18 protein-coding genes are annotated in these 17,490 nt (G+C 63.6%); 12 read left to right on the forward strand and 6 right to left on the reverse strand.

Translation table 11 applies throughout. The features are described 5' to 3' along the window. The first annotated feature begins 47 nt into the window (after positions 1 to 47). The 10 genes from hfq to BXA07_RS07570 all read left to right on the forward strand — a co-directional run bounded on the left by hfq (position 48) and on the right by BXA07_RS07570 (position 8,970). The gene (gene hfq, locus BXA07_RS07525) at positions 48 to 284 is read left to right on the forward strand and encodes an RNA chaperone Hfq (RefSeq protein WP_008450615.1); all 237 of its coding nucleotides are present in this window, start codon (positions 48 to 50) and stop codon (positions 282 to 284) included. Positions 285 to 398: 114 nt separating this feature from the next. Next, complete coding sequence (gene hflX / locus BXA07_RS07530) at positions 399 to 1,625, forward strand: GTPase HflX (RefSeq protein ID WP_076566957.1); 1,227 nt, start codon at positions 399 to 401, stop codon at positions 1,623 to 1,625. Positions 1,626 to 1,627: 2 nt separating this feature from the next. Continuing rightward, positions 1,628 to 2,923 (forward strand): FtsH protease activity modulator HflK, encoded by a 1,296-nt coding sequence (hflK, locus tag BXA07_RS07535; RefSeq protein WP_076566958.1) that lies wholly within the window; start codon positions 1,628 to 1,630, stop codon positions 2,921 to 2,923. After that, on the forward strand, positions 2,923 to 3,810 hold the full coding sequence (hflC, locus tag BXA07_RS07540) for a protease modulator HflC (protein ID WP_076566960.1): 888 nt from the start codon (positions 2,923 to 2,925) through the stop codon (positions 3,808 to 3,810). The genes hflK and hflC overlap by 1 nt, the downstream gene beginning before the upstream one ends. A 270-nt stretch (positions 3,811 to 4,080) precedes the next feature. Then, positions 4,081 to 5,241, forward strand: a complete 1,161-nt coding sequence (locus tag BXA07_RS07545; protein ID WP_076566962.1) for an ATP phosphoribosyltransferase regulatory subunit — start codon at positions 4,081 to 4,083, stop codon at positions 5,239 to 5,241. A 3-nt stretch (positions 5,242 to 5,244) separates the two neighbouring features. Then, the gene (locus tag BXA07_RS07550; RefSeq protein WP_034752021.1) at positions 5,245 to 6,558 is read left to right on the forward strand and encodes an adenylosuccinate synthase; all 1,314 of its coding nucleotides are present in this window, start codon (positions 5,245 to 5,247) and stop codon (positions 6,556 to 6,558) included. Between the two features lie 66 nt (positions 6,559 to 6,624). Further along, positions 6,625 to 7,170, forward strand: a complete 546-nt coding sequence (locus BXA07_RS07555) for a phosphoribosyltransferase (protein ID WP_034752020.1) — start codon at positions 6,625 to 6,627, stop codon at positions 7,168 to 7,170. Between the two features lie 65 nt (positions 7,171 to 7,235). Continuing rightward, a complete protein-coding gene (locus BXA07_RS07560; protein ID WP_076566964.1) occupies positions 7,236 to 7,745 on the forward strand; it encodes a GNAT family N-acetyltransferase in 510 nt (169 codons plus the stop codon). Further along, the gene (locus BXA07_RS07565; protein ID WP_076566965.1) at positions 7,742 to 8,668 is read left to right on the forward strand and encodes a WD40 repeat domain-containing protein; all 927 of its coding nucleotides are present in this window, start codon (positions 7,742 to 7,744) and stop codon (positions 8,666 to 8,668) included. The genes BXA07_RS07560 and BXA07_RS07565 overlap by 4 nt, the downstream gene beginning before the upstream one ends. After that, the gene (locus BXA07_RS07570) at positions 8,665 to 8,970 is read left to right on the forward strand and encodes an NIPSNAP family protein (RefSeq protein WP_034752016.1); all 306 of its coding nucleotides are present in this window, start codon (positions 8,665 to 8,667) and stop codon (positions 8,968 to 8,970) included. Before BXA07_RS07565 ends, BXA07_RS07570 begins: the two co-directional genes overlap by 4 nt. A gap of 6 nt (positions 8,971 to 8,976) precedes the next feature. Here BXA07_RS07570 and BXA07_RS07575 read toward each other — a convergent pair whose 3' ends face one another. Together BXA07_RS07575 and BXA07_RS07580 are read right to left on the reverse strand one after the other, a co-directional pair. Then, complete coding sequence (locus BXA07_RS07575; protein ID WP_076566967.1) at positions 8,977 to 9,636, reverse strand: glutathione S-transferase family protein; 660 nt, start codon at positions 9,634 to 9,636, stop codon at positions 8,977 to 8,979. A gap of 130 nt (positions 9,637 to 9,766) precedes the next feature. After that, positions 9,767 to 10,828, reverse strand: a complete 1,062-nt coding sequence (locus BXA07_RS07580) for an AI-2E family transporter (protein WP_076566968.1) — start codon at positions 10,826 to 10,828, stop codon at positions 9,767 to 9,769. A gap of 203 nt (positions 10,829 to 11,031) precedes the next feature. On the opposite strand from BXA07_RS07580, the gene BXA07_RS07585 reads away from it, so the two are divergent. Further along, positions 11,032 to 11,658: a flavin reductase family protein gene (locus BXA07_RS07585; protein WP_076566970.1), complete on the forward strand. Its 627-nt coding sequence runs from the start codon at positions 11,032 to 11,034 to the stop codon at positions 11,656 to 11,658. Positions 11,659 to 11,683: 25 nt separating this feature from the next. Here the strand turns inward: BXA07_RS07585 and BXA07_RS07590 are convergent, their stop codons facing one another. The 3 genes from BXA07_RS07590 to BXA07_RS30760 are packed head-to-tail and all read right to left on the reverse strand — an operon-like array spanning position 11,684 to position 14,060. Beyond that, complete coding sequence (locus tag BXA07_RS07590) at positions 11,684 to 13,012, reverse strand: MFS transporter (RefSeq protein WP_076566971.1); 1,329 nt, start codon at positions 13,010 to 13,012, stop codon at positions 11,684 to 11,686. Positions 13,013 to 13,047: 35 nt separating this feature from the next. Next, positions 13,048 to 13,869 carry a substrate-binding domain-containing protein gene (locus tag BXA07_RS07595; RefSeq protein ID WP_076566973.1) on the reverse strand — a complete coding sequence of 274 codons (822 nt, stop codon included), beginning with the start codon at positions 13,867 to 13,869 and terminating at the stop codon, positions 13,048 to 13,050. 44 nt (positions 13,870 to 13,913) lie between these two features. Beyond that, positions 13,914 to 14,060: a hypothetical protein gene (locus tag BXA07_RS30760; RefSeq protein WP_170909621.1), complete on the reverse strand. Its 147-nt coding sequence runs from the start codon at positions 14,058 to 14,060 to the stop codon at positions 13,914 to 13,916. Positions 14,061 to 14,166: 106 nt separating this feature from the next. On the opposite strand from BXA07_RS30760, the gene BXA07_RS07600 reads away from it, so the two are divergent. Then, positions 14,167 to 15,081, forward strand: a complete 915-nt coding sequence (locus tag BXA07_RS07600; RefSeq protein WP_076566974.1) for a LysR family transcriptional regulator — start codon at positions 14,167 to 14,169, stop codon at positions 15,079 to 15,081. A gap of 308 nt (positions 15,082 to 15,389) precedes the next feature. Here BXA07_RS07600 and uvrB read toward each other — a convergent pair whose 3' ends face one another. Then, positions 15,390 to 17,477, reverse strand: coding sequence for an excinuclease ABC subunit UvrB (gene uvrB, locus BXA07_RS07605; protein ID WP_076566976.1), 2,088 nt, complete (start codon positions 17,475 to 17,477; stop codon positions 15,390 to 15,392). Positions 17,478 to 17,490: the final 13 nt, after the last annotated feature.

The raw sequence follows: 17,490 nt of genomic DNA on the forward strand, positions 1-17,490 counted from the left end.
GAGTCGCCTCCAATTCTTACACAACAACATAAACAAACGGAGCTGTTATGAGCAACAAAGGGCAACTGTTACAAGACCCATTCCTCAATGCATTACGCAAAGAGCATGTTCCTGTCTCGATCTACTTGGTCAATGGCATTAAATTGCAGGGCCATATCGAATCGTTCGATCAATATGTCGTATTGCTGCGCAATACGGTCACGCAGATGGTGTACAAGCATGCCATCTCGACAGTGGTGCCGGCCCGTGCCGTCAATCTCAATATTGAATCTGAAGCGGAGTAAAGCGTTGAGCTTGACGGCCCAGCGCCTTTCACCCTCCATCGCTTCCGTCCGCGCCAGCGGCGCTGATGCGTTTGCATCGGCGTCGGCGTTCGCCGCAACTCATCAGATGCCATCATGCGCGCGGCACTAGTCGGGGTTGACTTCGGTCACAGCGACTTCGCCGCCAGCATGGAGGAATTGATGCTGTTGTCGCGTTCCGCCGGTGCGGACCCGATTTCCACCATCACGGCCAAGCGTTCCAGTCCCGATTCCGCGTACTTCGTCGGCAGCGGCAAGGCCGATGAAATCGGCGACGCCGTCGTCAACGATGGCCTGGAAATCGTCATCTTCAACCACGCCCTTTCACCTGCCCAGCAGCGCAATCTGGAAAAGCGCCTGAACGTGCGGGTGCTCGACCGTACCAGCCTGATTCTCGACATCTTTGCGCAGCGCGCCAAGAGCCACGAGGGCAAGCTGCAGGTCGAGCTGGCCCAGTTGCAGCATCTGGCCACGCGCCTGATCCGCGGCTGGACCCACCTGGAACGGCAAAAGGGCGGTATCGGCTTGCGCGGTCCCGGCGAGACGCAGCTCGAGACCGACCGCCGGCTGATCGGCGAGCGCGTCAAGTCCTTGCGCGCGCGCCTGGAAAAACTGCACAAGCAGCGCGAAACGCAGCGCCGCGCGCGCGGCCGCAATCACACATTCTCGGTGTCCCTCGTCGGCTATACCAATGCCGGCAAGTCGACCCTGTTCAATGCCGTGACCAAGGCCGGCGTGTATGTCGCCGATCAGTTGTTCGCCACCCTGGACACCACCTCGCGCCGGGTTTACCTGGGTCAGGACGTGGGCAATGTGGTGATCTCCGACACGGTCGGCTTCGTGCGCGAATTGCCGCATCAGCTGGTGGCCGCTTTCCGCGCCACGCTCGAAGAAACCATCCATGCCGATTTGCTGCTGCACGTCGTCGACGCCGCGTCGCCGGTGCGCATGGAGCAGATCGAGCAGGTCAATCTGGTCTTGAAAGAGATTGGCGCCGATCATATTCCGCAAATCCTCGTGTGGAACAAGATCGATGCCGCCGGGCTGGAGCCTTCGGTGGAGCGCGATGAATATGCTACGATCAGTCGCGTGTTCGTCAGTGCGCAGAAGGGCAGCGGTCTGGACCTGCTGCGCGATGCCATTGTCGAGATGGCGAAGAAGGCGCCTGGTTCGGCCCACCTGTATCAGGACGACGAAGCTGCGCTGCAGGACGATCAGTTTGACGGTCAGTACGACCAGCACGATGGCGCCGCCCCGGACCAGGCCGAAGAGCCTGGCGAGGACGATAGGATTTCCACCCACTCCCAAGTCGGAACACGATAGTTATGCTTGTCTCCCTACTCAAAAAAACAGGCTTGAAGTTGTCCCTGAACGATCCCCGCTGGGGCAATCGCAAGGACGACGGCAAGAAAGCCCAAGAAGGCAAAAAGCCCGGCGAAGGTCCGCCGGACCTCGATCAGCTGTGGCGCGATTTCAATCAGCGCCTGAACGCCTTTTTCGGACAGAAGAACCGTCCCGACAACGGCGGCAATAACAATGGCGGCGGCGGTGGCCCGCGTCCCGACATGAAGGGCGCCGGCATCACTGCTGGCGTCGTCGGCGTCATCGCGGTGCTGATCTGGCTCGCCAGCGGCGCCTTCATCGTGCAAGAGGGCCAGAGCGGCGTCGTGCTGACGTTTGGCAAAGTCACGCGCACCGCGCCGGCAGGTTTCAACTGGCGCTGGCCGTATCCGTTCCAGACCGATGAAACCGTCAACGTGTCGCAGGTGCGCACGGTGGAAGTGGGCTATCGCACGTCGCTGCGCAACAAGCAGGCCAGCGAGTCGCTGATGTTGACGGACGATGAAAACATCATCGACATCCAGTTCGCGGTGCAGTACACCTTGAAGGATCCCGTCGAATGGCTGTTCAACGTGCGCGAGCAGGAAGACACCTTGCGCCAGGTCGCCGAAACGGCGATCCGCGAAGTGGTCGGCCGCAGCAAGATGGACTTCGTGCTGTATGAAGGCCGCGAAAAAGTGGCCTTTGACACGCAGAAATTGATGCAGCAGATTCTGGATGATTACAAGGTTGGCGTGTTGATTAACAACGTGACGATGCAGGCCGTGCAGCCGCCGGAGCAGGTGCAAGCCGCCTTCGACGATGCCGTCAAGGCCGGCCAGGATCGCGAGCGCCAGAAGAATGAAGGCCAGGCCTACGCCAATGACGTCATTCCGAAAGCACGCGGCGCGGCATTCCGCCTGGTGCAGGAAGCCGAGGCCTACCGGGCCATGGTGACCGAGAACTCCGAAGGCAATGCGTCGCGCTTCAAGCAGGTGCTGGTCGAGTACCAGAAGGCGCCGGCCGTCACGCGCGACCGCATGTACCTGGAAACGATGCAGCAAGTGTTCAGCAGCGCCAGCAAGGTCATGGTTGACGCCAAGACGGGCAGCAATCTGCTGTATCTGCCGCTCGACAAGTTGATCGCCCAGCAGGCGGCGTCGGACGCCTCGGCCGCGGCAGCGCGCGCCGCAGCGGCCGCACCCGCAGCCAATACCGTAATGCCACAGGAAGCCATGCAGACAGTAGAAGTCAATTCGCGTCGCGACAGCCGCTCTTCGCGTGAACGGGAGAGCCGCTAATGAACCGTATCGTTGCCGCCCTGATCGCGGGCTTTATCGCGATCATGCTCTTGTCCTCGACCGTGTTCGTCGTCGATCAGCGTAAATACGCCATCGTCTTCGCCCTCGGTGAAGTCAAGGACGAGATCAGCAAGCCGGGCTTGTACTTCAAGCTGCCGCCGCCGTTCCAGAACGTCATCTACCTGGACAAGCGGGTCCTGACGCTCGACACGCCGGAGCCGGAGCGCTTCATCACGGCCGAGAAGAAGAATATCCTCGTCGACGCGTACGTGAAGTGGCGCATCGTCAATCCGAAGACCTATTTCCGCAGCTTCGGTGGCGATGAAGGCCGCGCGCGCAACCGCATGTCGCAAATCGTCAAGGCCGCCCTGAACGATGAAATCACCAAGCGCACCGTGCGCGAAGTGATTTCGGGCGAGCGTGGCAAGGTGATGCAGGCTATCAAGGCCAAGGTGGCTGCCGAGGCCGAGGCCATCGGCGTGGGTATCGTCGACGTGCGCCTGAAACGCGTCGATTACGTCGAGCAGATCAACAACTCCGTGTATGAGCGCATGAAGTCCGAGCGCGTGCGCGTGGCCAATGAGCTGCGTTCGACCGGTTCGGCCGACTCCGAGAAGATCCGCGCCGACGCCGACAAGCAGCGCACGGTGATCCTGGCCGAAGCGTACCGCGAAGCCGAGAAGATCCGCGGCGAGGGCGATGCCAAGGCGTCGCAGGTCTATGCGGAAGCGTTTGGCAAGAATCCGGAGTTCTACAAGTTCTACCGCAGCCTGGAAGCCTACCGTGCCACGTTCAAGGACAAGGGCGACGTGATGGTGGTCGACCCGAGTTCGGAATTCTTCAAGTACTTCAAGGGTAACGGCACGGCCGCTCCGTCCAAGAAGTAAGACAGCATCGGTACTGCGCCCGGCCGCAAGGACGGGTGGCAGCAGCAGCGGGGCCGGCATCGATGCCGGCCCCGTTTTTTTGTGCCCGCCGCACCGTTGCGGGAAGGCGTAAAATGCGGTGTTTTTAGGGCTATGCGGCAGCGTTTGGGACAACTTATCCCTAAAGCCCTGCGTTTTCGCGTAAAATATCAGGTTCGGCCTCTTGCCTGGCGCGCCCGCCGCTGCCTCGCATGATGCATTTTTCAACTTTCTTCCGTATCTCGCTCCCTCATGCCGAATTGGCTTTTGCCCGAAAATATTGCCGATGTTCTGCCGTCGGAAGCGCGCAAGATCGAAGAGCTGCGCCGCCTCATGCTGGATAATTTCCGTCTGTACGGATATGAACTGGTCATGCCGCCGCTGCTCGAGTATCTTGAATCGCTGATGACCGGCGCTGGCAAGGATACCGACCTGCGTACCTTCAAACTGGTCGACCAGTTGTCGGGCCGCATGCTCGGCCTGCGTGCCGACATGACGACGCAAGTGGCGCGCATCGACGCCCATCTGCTCAACCGTGCCACCGTCACCCGCCTGTGCTACGCCGGCAGCGTGCTGCATACCCGTCCGTCGGGCCTGCACGCCACCCGCGAACCGCTGCAGATCGGCGCCGAAATCTATGGCCACGCCGGCCTGGAAGCGGACGCCGAGATCCAGGAACTGGCGCTCGCCTCGCTGGCGCTGGCCGGTTTCGACAGCGTGCGCCTGGATTTGTCGCACGTTGGCCTGTTGCGCGCTATCATTGCGCAAGACGCGAACGCCGTGCGCGACGAGGCCGCACTGTACAGCCTGCTGCGCGCGAAAGATGCGCCTGGCCTGCGCGCCCTGACCGCATCCTACGATGCCGTCACGCGCGATGCGCTCCTGGCCCTGCCGAACCTGTACGGCGACATCGACGTGCTGGCGCGTGCGCGCGAAGTGCTGCCGCCGCTGCCGGGCGTGCTCAAGGCGCTGGCCGAACTGGCCGCGCTGGCAGGATCCGCGCTGGGCCGCGCCGAAGTGGCGATCGACCTGGCCGACCTGCGCGGCTACCAATATGAAAGCGGCGCGATGTTCGCGCTGTATGTACCTGGCTTGCCGAACGCGGTTGCGCGCGGCGGCCGTTATGACCACGTCGGCGAAGCGTTCGGCCGGGCTCGTCCCGCGACCGGCTTCTCGCTCGATTTGCGCGAACTGGCGCGCCTGTTGCCGACCGCGGAACGGAAGCATTCGATCCGCGCGCCGTGGGGCAGCGCGCCAGAATTGAAGGAAAAAATCGCCGAGTTGCGCAAGGCGGGCGAGGTCGTGATCCAGAGTATGCCGGGTCACAGTAATGAACAAGACGAGTTCGAGTGCGATCGCGTGCTGGTACTTGCCGATAATGGTAGTAGCTGGATTCTTAAAAACTTAGGTTGAGTGATGTCAAAGAAAATTATGGCAAAGAACGTCGTTGTCATCGGCACCCAATGGGGCGATGAAGGTAAAGGCAAGATCGTCGATTGGTTGACCGATCACGCCCAAGGTGTGGTGCGCTTCCAGGGCGGCCACAATGCAGGCCACACGCTGGTCATCGGCGGCGTCAAAACCGCGCTGCAGCTGATCCCGTCGGGCATCATGCGTCCAGGCGTCGCCTGCTACATCGGTAACGGCGTGGTCGTTTCCGTGCCGGACGTGCTGCGCGAAATCGACAAGCTCGAAGCTGTCGGCGTCGAAGTCGCCTCGCGCCTGAAAGTGTCGGACGCGGCGCCCGTGATCCTGCCTTACCACACCGCGATCGACCTGGCGCGTGAAGCCAAGCGTGGCGATGCGAAGATCGGCACCACCGGCAAGGGCATCGGCCCGGCCTACGAAGACAAAGTGGCGCGCCGCGCGATCCGTATCGCCGACCTGCTCAACGAGAAGCGCTTTGCCGAAAAGCTGGCCGAAAACCTCGATTACCACAACTTCGTGCTGGAAAACTACCTGAAGGCGCCGAAAGTCGACTATCAGAAGACCCTCGACGACGCGCTGGCCTACGTGCCGCGCCTGCGTCCGATGGTTACCGACGTGTCGAGCGCACTGTACAAGGCGCACAAGGCCGGCGCGAACCTGCTGTTCGAAGGCGCGCAGGGCTCCCTGCTCGACGTCGACCACGGTACCTATCCGTTCGTCACCTCGTCGAACTGCGTGGCCGGCAATGCCGCCGCCGGTTCGGGCGTGGGCCCGGGTATGTTGCACTACATTATGGGCATCACCAAGGCCTACACGACGCGCGTCGGTTCCGGTCCGTTCCCGTCGGAACTGCCAACGGATGCGGGCGTCGGCCACCACCTGGCGCAAGTCGGCCATGAATTCGGCACCGTGACGGGCCGTGCCCGCCGCTGCGGCTGGTTCGACGCCGCCTTGCTGCGCCGCTCCGTGCAGATCAACGGCGTGACGGGCATGTGCCTGACCAAGCTGGACGTGCTGGACGGTATCGAAACGCTGAAGCTGTGCACCGGCTACACCATCGATGGCGTGGCCACCGACATCTTCCCATCGGGTGCTGAAGAAGCCGCCCGTTGCGTACCCGTGTACGAAGAAATGCCGGGCTGGACGGAAAGCACCGTCGGCGCGAAATCGCTGGCGGCCCTGCCGGCAACGGCGCGCGCTTATATCAAGCGCATCGAAGAACTGGTCGGCGTACCGGTGGACATGGTTTCGACCGGTCCGGATCGTGAAGAAACGATCGTGCTGCGCCACCCATTCGAGTAAGCTGCTGGACACAATCCGCCGCAAGGCGGATTTTTTTAATCACGCTAATAATAAGATTCCACTATCATGACTACCCCACAATCGAACGATCAACATCTCTGGGTCAACTGGGAAGAGTACCACCGCCTGATCGAGCGCCTGGCGCTCAAGGTCTACGAATCGGGCTGGAAATTCGACCAGGTATTGTGCCTGGCGCGCGGCGGCGTGCGTCCCGGCGACGTATTCTCGCGCATCTTTGATTTGCCGCTGGCCATCCTGTCGACCAGCTCCTACCGCGAAGACGCGGGCACCGTGCGTGGCGACCTCGATATCGCCAAGTACATGACCATGACCAAGGGCCCGCTGGCCGGCCGCATCCTGCTGGTCGACGACCTGGCCGATTCGGGCGTCACCCTGGACAAGGTCACGCGTCACCTGAAGGAAAACTTCCCCGACGTGACCGAAGTCAAATCGGCCGTGATCTGGCTCAAAGGCTGCTCCGTCGTGCGTCCCGACTACTTCCTCGACGAACTGCCGCACAATCCGTGGATCCATCAGCCGTTCGAAGACTACGACGGCCTGCGTCCGCACCAGCTGGCGGCGTGGATCAAGAAGGGCGAAGCAGGCAAGTAATTGCATGCGCGCTTGCAAAAAAAAGACGATCGTGTATCGTCTTTTTTTTCGTCCAAGGAAATGCGATGACCATACTGACGACGGCGCGCCTGCGCCTGGAACCGATCAACGAGAGCCACTACGAGCGCATGCGCACGCTCAACACCGATCCCGAGGTGATGACCTACCTGAACGCGGGCCAGCCCGAGACGGAAGAAAACACACGCGCGGCTGTCACGCGCATCACGGGCCGCTGGGCCGAGTGGGGCTATTCCTGGTGGGCGCTGATCCGCCTCGACGATGGCGAGATGGTGGGCATGGCCTGCCTGCAACATCTCGATGGCGACAAAAACAAGCCGCATGAAATCGGCTGGCGCCTGGCCCGCACGGGCTGGGGCCAGGGCTACGCCAGCGAAGCGGCGGCCGCCATCGTCGCGCATGCGTTAGACGTCGTCGGCGCACCGGAAGTGGTGGCCGTGGCGCACCCGGACAACGCCGCCTCGATCAAGGTCATGACGCGCCTGGGCATGCAGTACGCGGGCATGGAACGCCATTACGATATCGATAGCGTGGTCTACCGCCTGGCGCGCCCATGACGGTAAGGCGCAAGCCCCTGAAGCTGGGCTGCAGCTACGGCGTGCGGTTTTCGCCCGATGGCACGCGCCTGGCCGTGCTGGGGCGCGACCTGGTGCTGTGGGACGTGGCGGCACGCCAGAAACTGTGGCGCGGCAAATTCATCGCGCACATGTCGGGCATGGCGTTTTCGCCCGACGGCAACCGGCTGGCCATCAAGAGCACGACGGGCCAGCTGGCCGTGGTGGATGCCGAGGCGGGCCAGTTGCTGGTGAACTTACAGAACAAAAAAGATGGCGAAGGCTGCGGCCCCGCGTGGTCGCCGTGCGGGCAGTATCTTGCCGACGGCGGCTGGGATGGCCGCCTGCGGGTGCGCGATGCGCAGACGGGCGAGGTGCGCTTCATGCAGGAGCACCCGGGCGAGATGCTGCGCGGTGTCTACGCCATCGATGGCGGGCGGCGCTTGCTGGTCCTGCACGGCGTCAAGTCGGTGGACGAGGGGCAGGAGCAGCCGCCTGACTACTGCAGCGTATGGGACTGGCCCCTGCAAGCGGGCGGCGGGCGCAAGGTGCTGTCGCTGCCAGGACTGAAGTCGTGCGCGCCATCGCTGGACGGAGCGTCCCTGGCCGCGCTGCATCACGCGGGCGGCGAGGAGTATCTGTCCGTGCAGGCGATGGACGATGGCCGCGTGCTGGCCACGGTGCCTGTGGAGGCGGGCGGCGGCACGGGCGACGCCCTGCGCTGGCTGCCCGACGGCAGCGCGCTGGGACGCAGCGGCAAGGGCAAGCTGCTGTTTTACGGCTGGCCCGGGCTAAACGTGCTGGCGCAGGAAGATTTTATTTATCCCTGCGCGCTGGACTTCTTGCCTGGCTCGGCCTTGGCCGCCATCGGCTCCTGGGAGTCTGGCATGCTGATGGAGTTGAATGTTCATAAGGAAATCGCATGATCACCTGTTATTTGCGCTACATCATCGACCCGTATAAATTGCGGGAATTCGAAGCCTACGGCAAGCTGTGGATACCGCTGGTCGAGCGCTTCGGCGGCCAGCACCACGGCTATTTTTTGCCATCGGAAGGCGCCAGCAACGTGGCCCTGGCCATGTTCTCGTTTCCCAGCCTGGCCTTGTACGAGCAGTACCGCAGCGATTCGATGCAGGACGCCGAATGCCAGGCCGCCTTTCGCTACGCCGAGGAGACGCGCTGCATCGTCAGCTATGAACGCAGTTTTTTCCGCCCCGTGTTTGCCTGATCCGCCTCAATCGCGCTGTGGCGCACCCAGAGGGAAGAGGTGGCGGTACGGACGTGCCTCTTCCACCGCGCGGGCGAACGAGGGACGGGCCAGCAAGCGGGCGCGGTAGGCGCGCAGCAGGGGCAGCGTGGCGGGAATCGGCTGCGTCCAGTCCGCGTAAAACAGCGAGGGAGCGGCGGCGCAGTCGGCCAGGGTAAAGTCTTCGCCCGTCGCCCACGTCTTGCCGGCCAGGCGGGTTTCCAGCCAGGCGTAGGCGAGGTCCAGCTTTTCGCCGGCAAACGCGCGGCCTTCCCGGGTCTTTGCCGGGTCGCCGGTCAGGGCGGCGCCGACGGCATGCTGCACGGGCGTCATGACGTGCAGGTCGAAGTAGCGGTCGAGAAAACGCACGTCCAGCGCCTGCATGGCGTCGTCCGGCAGCAGGCGCAGCGGGCCAGGATGGGCCAGTTGCAGGTATTCGATGATGATGCTGGTCTCGGCGACGTTGCGCTCCCCATCTACCAGCAGGGGAAACTTGCGCAGCGGCCAGCGCGCCAGCCACTGCTGCAGGTGCTCGGGCATGTCCGGCGCCAGGCAGAGGAAGTCGAACGGGATGGCGTTTTCGTACAGGGCGATCAGCACCTTTTGCGTGTACGAGGAAAAGGGATGGCCGTAGAGTTTGAGCGACACCGTAGTATCTCCTTTGCAAGGTTGGCAACACGCGCGTGCAGTAACGATAGTGCAATGGCCGGAGCAATGCAAGCGGTCCGGGCCATGCTCATGTCGGGCGCGGCACTGCCCGCTCCCCCGGTGCCAGGCCTCAATCGTCGGCCTGGAACTCTTTGGCCGAGACGAACAGGTCCCACGAGGCGATGAACAGGGCCGCCACCACGGGACCGATGACAAAGCCGTTCAGGCCGAACAGGGCCATGCCGCCCACGGTCGACAGCAGCACGACGTAGTCGGGCATCTTGGTATCCTTGCCCACGAGGATGGGGCGCAGCACGTTGTCGACCAGGCCGATGACGAAGACGCCGAAGGCGGCCAGGCCCGCGCCTTGCCAGATGGCGCCCGTGGCCAGGAAGTAGGCGGCCACGGGCGCCCAGACGAGGGCGGCGCCGACGGCCGGCAGCAGCGACAGGAAGGCCATCAGCACTGCCCACAGCAGCGGTGCAGGCACGTCGAGGAACCAGAACGCCAGGCCGCCGAGGGCGCCCTGGGCGATCGCCACGAGGATATTGCCTTTCACGGTGGCGCGGATCACCGTGGTGAAATTGGTGAACAGGCGCTGCTTGTACTTGCGGCTCAGCGGCACGGCGTTCCTGATGCGGGCCGACAGGGCGGAGCCATCGCGCATGAGGAAAAACAGCAGATACAGCATGATGCACAGGCTGGTGATGAATTCGAAGGTGTACAGGCCCACATTGATGGCTTTGACGGCCACCACCTGGCTCACCTGCGTGGCGCCCTCGGCCAGCTTGTCCTGCAGACTGGCCAGGCTGGTCAGGTTGAAGCGGTCAAGTAAATTGATCAGCCATTGCGGCAGGACTGCCATGATTTTATTGAAGAACATGGCGACCGTGATTTCGCCCGAGCGCACCATTTCCACGACGCTGGCCGCCTGGTTCACGAGCGACACGGAAATGAGCGACAGCGGCAGGATCACGATGACGATGATCAGCAGCAAGGTCAGCAGCGACGCCAGGGCGGCGCGGCCCCTGGTTTTGGCCAGCAGCCAGCGGTACACGGGCGCGAACAGGATCGCCAGGATGACGCCCCAGAAGATGGCGCCCGCATACGGCGCCAGTATCGTGCCGAAGCCGATGGTGACGATGCTCAGGAGGAGCAGGAACACTTTCTGGTGCAGCGTGAGGGTAGGCATGGGCGGTAGCGCAATGAGCAAGGTTGAGTTGGCCCATCATAAGCGAGGCGTGCTGCGGCGCGCCATACAATTGTCGCGCTGCGTGCGCGAGCGCACCCGGCGCGCCGGCGGGCTGGCAACGCGGTGGCGGCAATTCCAGTAAGCTGTCGTTCCAGGCGTTCCATTCCGGGCGCTCTTGACTTCCTTTGACTTCAGGAATCCGCGTGCTTGACCCCATACACTTTTATGAACCTGCACAGGGCCACGGCTTGCCGCACGATCCCTTCAACGCGATTGTCGGGCCGCGTCCGATAGGCTGGATCGCCTCGCGCAGCGGCGAAGGCGTGCTCAATCTGGCGCCTTACAGTTTTTTTAACGCTTTCAATTACACGCCACCGCTGATCGGCTTTTCCAGCATCGGCCGCAAGGATACCTTGTGCAATATCGAACACACTGGCGAATTCGTGTGGAACCTGGCGACCCGTCCGCTGGCCGAGGCCATGAACGCCAGTTGCGCCCCCGCGCCGCCCGAGGTCGACGAATTCGCGCTGGCCGGCCTCACGCCGGCCGCTTCGCGCATCGTCAAGGTGCCGCGCGTGGCCGAAAGCCCCGTGTCCTTCGAATGCCGGCGCACGCAGATCATCGAGCTGCAGGGCGTCAATGGCGACAGTGTCGGCAGCTGGCTGGTGCTGGGGGAAGTGGTGGGCGTGCACATCGCGCGCCATTTGCTGGTCGATGGCGTGTATGACACGGCCAGCGCGCTGCCCATCCTGCGCGGCGGCGGGCCGGCCGATTATTTCGAGATCGGCCCGGAGAGCCTGTTCCAGATGCGCCGGCCGGCCTGGCCCTGAGACAGGCCCGGGTCAGGCCGCCGGGTCAGGCCGGCTTGCGCTCCTTGACGATGCCGCGATAGATCAGCCATGTCGCCAGCAGGCTGATGGCGCCGGCGCCTGCCATCCAGTAGCCGGGTGCCGCCTTGTCGCCCGTACTCTCGATCAGCAAGGTCGATACCAGCGGCGTCATGCCGCCAAACAGCGCGGTGGCCAGGCTGTAGGCCAGCGAAAAGCCCGTGGTCCTGACGCTGGCCGGAATGATTTCCGTCAGCGCGACGATGGTGGCGCCGTTGTAGCTGCCATACAGAAAGGACAGCCACAATTCCACCATCAGCATGTGGTCGAAGCTTGGACGGGCGACCAGCCAGGACAGGGCCGGATAGGCCGTCAGCAGCGTCAGCGCCGCGCATGCCGCCATGATGGGCCAGCGTCCGATGCGGTCGGACAGTGCGCCCATCAGCGGCAGCCAGAGGAAATTCGACAGGCCGACGCACAAGGTGACGAGCAGGCTTTCCTCGGTGCTGAGCTTGAGCACGCTCTTGCCGAAGGTCGGCGTGTAGACGGTGATCAGGTAGAACGCCACCGTCGTCAGGACGATCAGCATCGCGCCGGCGACGACCAGCGGCCAGTTCAGGCCGATCGTCGCCAGCATCTGGCGGAAGGTCGGATGCGACTTGCGTGTCAGGTAAGCCTCGGTCTCCTGCAGCGAGCGGCGGATGTAGAACACCACGGGAATAATCGAACAGCCGATGAAGAAGGGGATGCGCCAGCCCCAGTCCGCGATGAATTCCTTGCTCAGGGTCTCGTTGAGGAAATAGCCGAGCGCGGCGGAAAAGATGACGGCCAGCTGCTGGCTGGCCGATTGCCAGCTGACGTAATAGCCCTTGTTGCCCGGCGTTGCCATTTCGGACAGGTAGACCGACACGCCGCCCAGTTCCACGCCGGCGGAAAAGCCTTGCAGCAAACGCCCGGCCAGCACCAGGAATGGCGCCAGCAGGCCGATGGTGGCGTAGCCGGGCACGAAGGCGATCAGCGCCGTGCCGGAGGCCATGATGGCCAGGGTCAGCACCAGGCCCTTGCGGCGGCCGATGCGGTCGATATAGCTGCCGAGGATGATGGCGCCGAGCGGGCGCATGAAAAAACCGGCGCCGAAGGTGGCGAACGTCATCATCAGGGCCGCATATTCGCTGGTGGCGGGGAAGAACGCCCTGGATATGTACGTCGCATAAAAGCCGAACAGGAAAAAATCGTACATTTCGATGAAGTTCCCGCTCGTCACGCGGATGACGGTGGCGATGCGCGAGGGCGCGCGCGCCGGTGCCGATGGCGCCAGCGCTTCGGCGACGGGGGTGGCGGTGGATGGAATGGCCATGGTTTACCTCTGGAGAAAAGATGGAGTGACGTCGTTTAGTGCGCGCTTGGCATCGGCTTTGGCGCCGGCGGCAGCGCCGATGCCGGTTGCAGGCCGGTGGCCTCGATCACGCCGGCGCTGGCGGGAGCGGCGAGGAAGCGCAGCAAGGCGCGTCCGGCGTCCGGCTGCCGGGCATTGCGCACCAGCGCCGCTGAAAACTCCGTCAGCTGCTGCACCTGCGCCGGCAGCAGGCCGACGAGGTCGATGCCTTCGACCGGCATCAGCTCGCTGCGCTGCTGGCAGCCGAAATCGGCCTGGCCGCGGGCGATGATTTCACCGACCGGGGTGGCGGGAATTTTCGCGGCCTTGCCCTGCATCTGCTGCGCGATGTGGAGCTTGTTCATCAGCTGCCGCTCGATGTATTCGCCGCTGGCGCTGTCGGAATAAGCCACTGTTTGCGCTTGCAGGAAAGCGCTGCGCAAGCCATCGATGGTGCTGATGTCCGGCTTCGCCGCGCCGTGCCGCACGGCGCAGGCGATCGGCGACTGCGCCAGCACCACCTTGCTGCCGGGGACCAGGCGGCCTTCCTGCATCAGCTTGTCAAGCGCGTCGCCGACCATGATGACGACGTCGATCTGCTCGCCGCGCGCCAGGCGCGCCGGGATCGCATTGCTGGTGGTGCCCATCGACGGTCCCCATGCGGACAGCAGCCTGTCGCCGCTGGCGCGCTCGTAGGCGGGCGCCAGATTCTTGTAGGCCTGGGCGAAGCCGCCCGAGCTGACCACGTGGATGTCGGCGGCGTGCGCCGTGCCGGCGGCAAGCAGGAGCAGCGCCGCAAGAAGGGGGTGGGACTTTCGCGGCAGAGCAGGGTGAAGCATGATGGTGACTCCTATCGTTCATTTTTTGGGCGTGCGGTCCGGCGTCAAGCCGGCGCCATGACGGTCGCTGGCGCGTAGTGAGCGCGGTTTTTCGGGGGAAGGTGGCGGCTGGCGCGGTCGATGCCGCGGCGCATGGCGGGCGTGATGCCGCTTGGCGCCCGTAACAGCGCGCACGTACAACGAAGTCGCATGGTGTCTCCTGTGGGGTGATGCCTTCTTGGCGAGGCTCAGCATGAAGATCCCATCATCGTTGAAATGGCATAATTTGATAATTGCAATTTTTCCGAGGATTAATGCATGTCGCGCATCAATTACGACTTACATGATTTGCAGGCCTTTGTGGCCGTGGCGGAGCGCAACAGCTTTCGCCAGGCGGCGGCCGATCTGTTCCTGTCGCAGCCTGCGCTGAGCCGCCGCATCGACAAGCTGGAGGATGCCCTGGGCGTCAGGCTGTTCGCGCGCACCACGCGGCGCGTGCAGCTGACCAATGTGGGGCAGGCCTTCCTGGTGAACGTGCGCGATGCGCTCAACGGGCTGGAAGATGCCGTGCTGGGCGTGGCCGACCTGGCCGCGCACCGCACCGGGACGGTGACGTTCGCCTGCGTCCCCTCGGCCGTCTGGCACTTCCTGCCCGATGTGCTCAAGCGCTTCAGCGCGCAGTTCCCGAAGATCCGCGTGCGCGTGCATGACGAAAGCGCGCAGGACGTGCTTAACCTCGTGCTGGCCGGCGAGGCGGATTTCGGCATCAGCTTTACGGGGGCGGAAAATCCCGAGATCCATTTCCAGCCCATCTATGTCGAAAGCTACGTGCTGGCGATGCGGCACGATCATCCGCTGGCCAGGCGCAAGAAGCTGAGCTGGAAGGAGACCGTCGACGAACGCTATATTTCGGTGGCCAAGTCGAGCGGCAACCGCAGCGTGCTCGACGCCGCGCTGTCCGGCGTGGAGAAGCATCCGTGGATCTCGTGCGAGATCAACCACGTGTCAGGCGTGCTGGCGCTGGTGGCGTCGGGGCTGGGCGTGGCGGCGGTGCCCGGGCTGTCCATCCTGCCGGCGCAGCAAAATACGGTGGTCGGCGTGCCGCTCGTCAATCCCGCCGTCAAGCGGACGCTGGGCCTGATCAGCAAGCACCGGCACGCGATGCCGCCGGCGTCGCGCACCCTGTTCGACATGCTGATCGCGAGCTTGGAAAAGCAGCGGCGGGCGACGTGAGGGCATAGGCGCGGCAGGCGCACGGCCGCCTTGCCTGCGGCGCCCAGCTGCTGCCGGCGCAGGGCTGGGCCTGGCCTGTCCGCCAGCGTGGGCGAGATGATTGTCGCACTGGAGCAAGTCCCTGGCGCGGCGCCTGGCGGCCGATGCGGATTTCGCCGCAATCGTCGGCGCGTATGTCGACGAGGCGACAGCATGAAGGCGCGCAGCTTGGATTCGCTGCGGCACGGCGCCTAATCCGACAACGCTGTTGGCTCCGCTACTGTTGTCGGATCACGCAGGCCCGGCGGCCAGCTGATCCGGCCAGCCGTTTATTTGCCCAGGATCGACGCCACATTGTCCGTGCCGGGTGCGCCGAACAGCTGCTGCTTGAGGACGTGCAGCTGGTCGCGCACTTGCGCCGCCTTTTCGAATTCCAGGTTCTTGGCGTGGTCGACCATCAGCTTTTCCAGGCGCTTGATTTCCTTGCTGACCTGCTTTTCGCTCATGGCTTCGAACTTGGCCGCTTCCTGCGCCACCTGCAGGGTTTCGCGCGCTTCCTGCGGGCTGTAGACGCCGTCGATCATCTCGCGGATCGATTTTTTGACGCCGATCGGGATGATGTTGTTGGCCGTATTGAAGGCGATCTGCTTGGCGCGGCGGCGCTCCGTCTCGTCGATGGCGCGGCGCATGGAATCGGTGATGCGGTCGCCGTACAGGATCGCCGTGCCGTTCAGGTTGCGCGCGGCGCGGCCGATGGTCTGGATCAAGCTGCGCTCGGAGCGCAAGAAGCCTTCCTTGTCCGCGTCGAGGATGGCGACCAGCGACACTTCCGGCAAGTCCAGGCCCTCGCGCAGCAGGTTGATCCCCACCAGCACGTCGAAGGTGCCCAGGCGCAGGTCGCGCAGGATTTCCACGCGCTCCACCGTCTCGATATCGCTGTGCAGGTAGCGCACCTTGATGCCATGGTCGCCCAGGTATTCCGTCAATTGCTCCGACATGCGCTTGGTGAGGGTCGTCACGAGCACGCGCTCGTCCTTCTTGATGCGCTCGACGATTTCCGACATCAGGTCGTCCACCTGCGTGCTGGCGGGGCGCACGATGATCTGCGGGTCGACCAGGCCCGTGGGGCGCACGACCTGCTCGACCACCTGGTCGGAATGGGTCTTTTCGTATTCGGCCGGCGTGGCCGAGACGAACACGGTCTGGCGCATCTTCTGCTCGAATTCCTCGAATTTCAAGGGCCGGTTGTCGAGCGCCGACGGCAGGCGGAAGCCATAGTCGACCAGGTTCGTCTTGCGCGAGCGGTCGCCGTTGTACATGGCGCTCAGCTGGCCCGTCAGCACGTGCGACTCGTCGAGGAACATCAGGGCGTCGGGCGGCAGATAGTCGACCAGGGTCGGCGGCGGTTCGCCCGGCAGCGCGCCGCTCAGATGGCGCGAGTAGTTCTCGATGCCCTTGGTGAAACCGATTTCCGCCATCATTTCCAGGTCGAAGCGCGTGCGCTGCTCCAGCCGCTGCTCTTCGATCAGTTTATTTTCCTTGCGGAAGAACTCGAGGCGCTCGCGCAGCTCGTCCTTGATGGTTTCCACGGCGCGCAGCACGGTGGAGCGGGGCGTCACGTAGTGCGAGCCCGGATACACAGTGAAGCGGGGGATCTTTTGCCGCACGCGGCCCGTCAGCGGGTCGAACAGCTGGATCGATTCGATCTCGTCGTCGAACATTTCCAGGCGCACGGCCAGTTCCGCATGCTCGGCGGGGAAGATGTCGATGGTATCGCCGCGCACGCGGAAGGTGCCGCGGCCGAAATCGACCTCGTTGCGCGTGTACTGCATCTGGATCAGGCGCGCGATGACGTCGCGCTGGGCGACCCTGTCCTTGACGCGCAGGGTCAATATCATCTGGTGGTATTCGTTCGGATTGCCGATACCGTAGATGGCCGAGACGGTGGCGACGATGATGACGTCGCGCCGCTCCATCAGCGACTTGGTGCACGACAGGCGCATCTGTTCGATATGCTCGTTGATCGACGAGTCCTTTTCGATGAACAGGTCGCGCTGCGGCACGTAGGCTTCCGGCTGATAGTAATCGTAGTAGCTGACGAAGTATTCGACGGCGTTCTGCGGGAAAAAGTCGCGGAACTCGCTGTACAGCTGCGCCGCCAAGGTCTTGTTCGGCGCGAAGACGATGGCGGGCCGGCCCATGCGCGCGATGACGTTGGCCATGGTGTAGGTCTTGCCCGAACCGGTCACGCCCAGCAGGGTCTGGAAGGCCAAACCGTCGGCAATCCCCTCGGACAGCTGGGCGATTGCCGTGGGCTGATCGCCGGCCGGAGGGAAGGGCTGGTGCAGCTTGAAGGGGGAGTCCGGGAAAGAGATAATTGCGCTTTCCGCCTCGCTGGCGGTAGATAATTCGGGCATGTGAATCAGACCT

It is taken from the genome of Janthinobacterium sp. TND4EL3, assembly GCF_900156175.1.
In the GTDB taxonomy this organism is placed as follows: domain Bacteria; phylum Pseudomonadota; class Gammaproteobacteria; order Burkholderiales; family Burkholderiaceae_D; genus Janthinobacterium.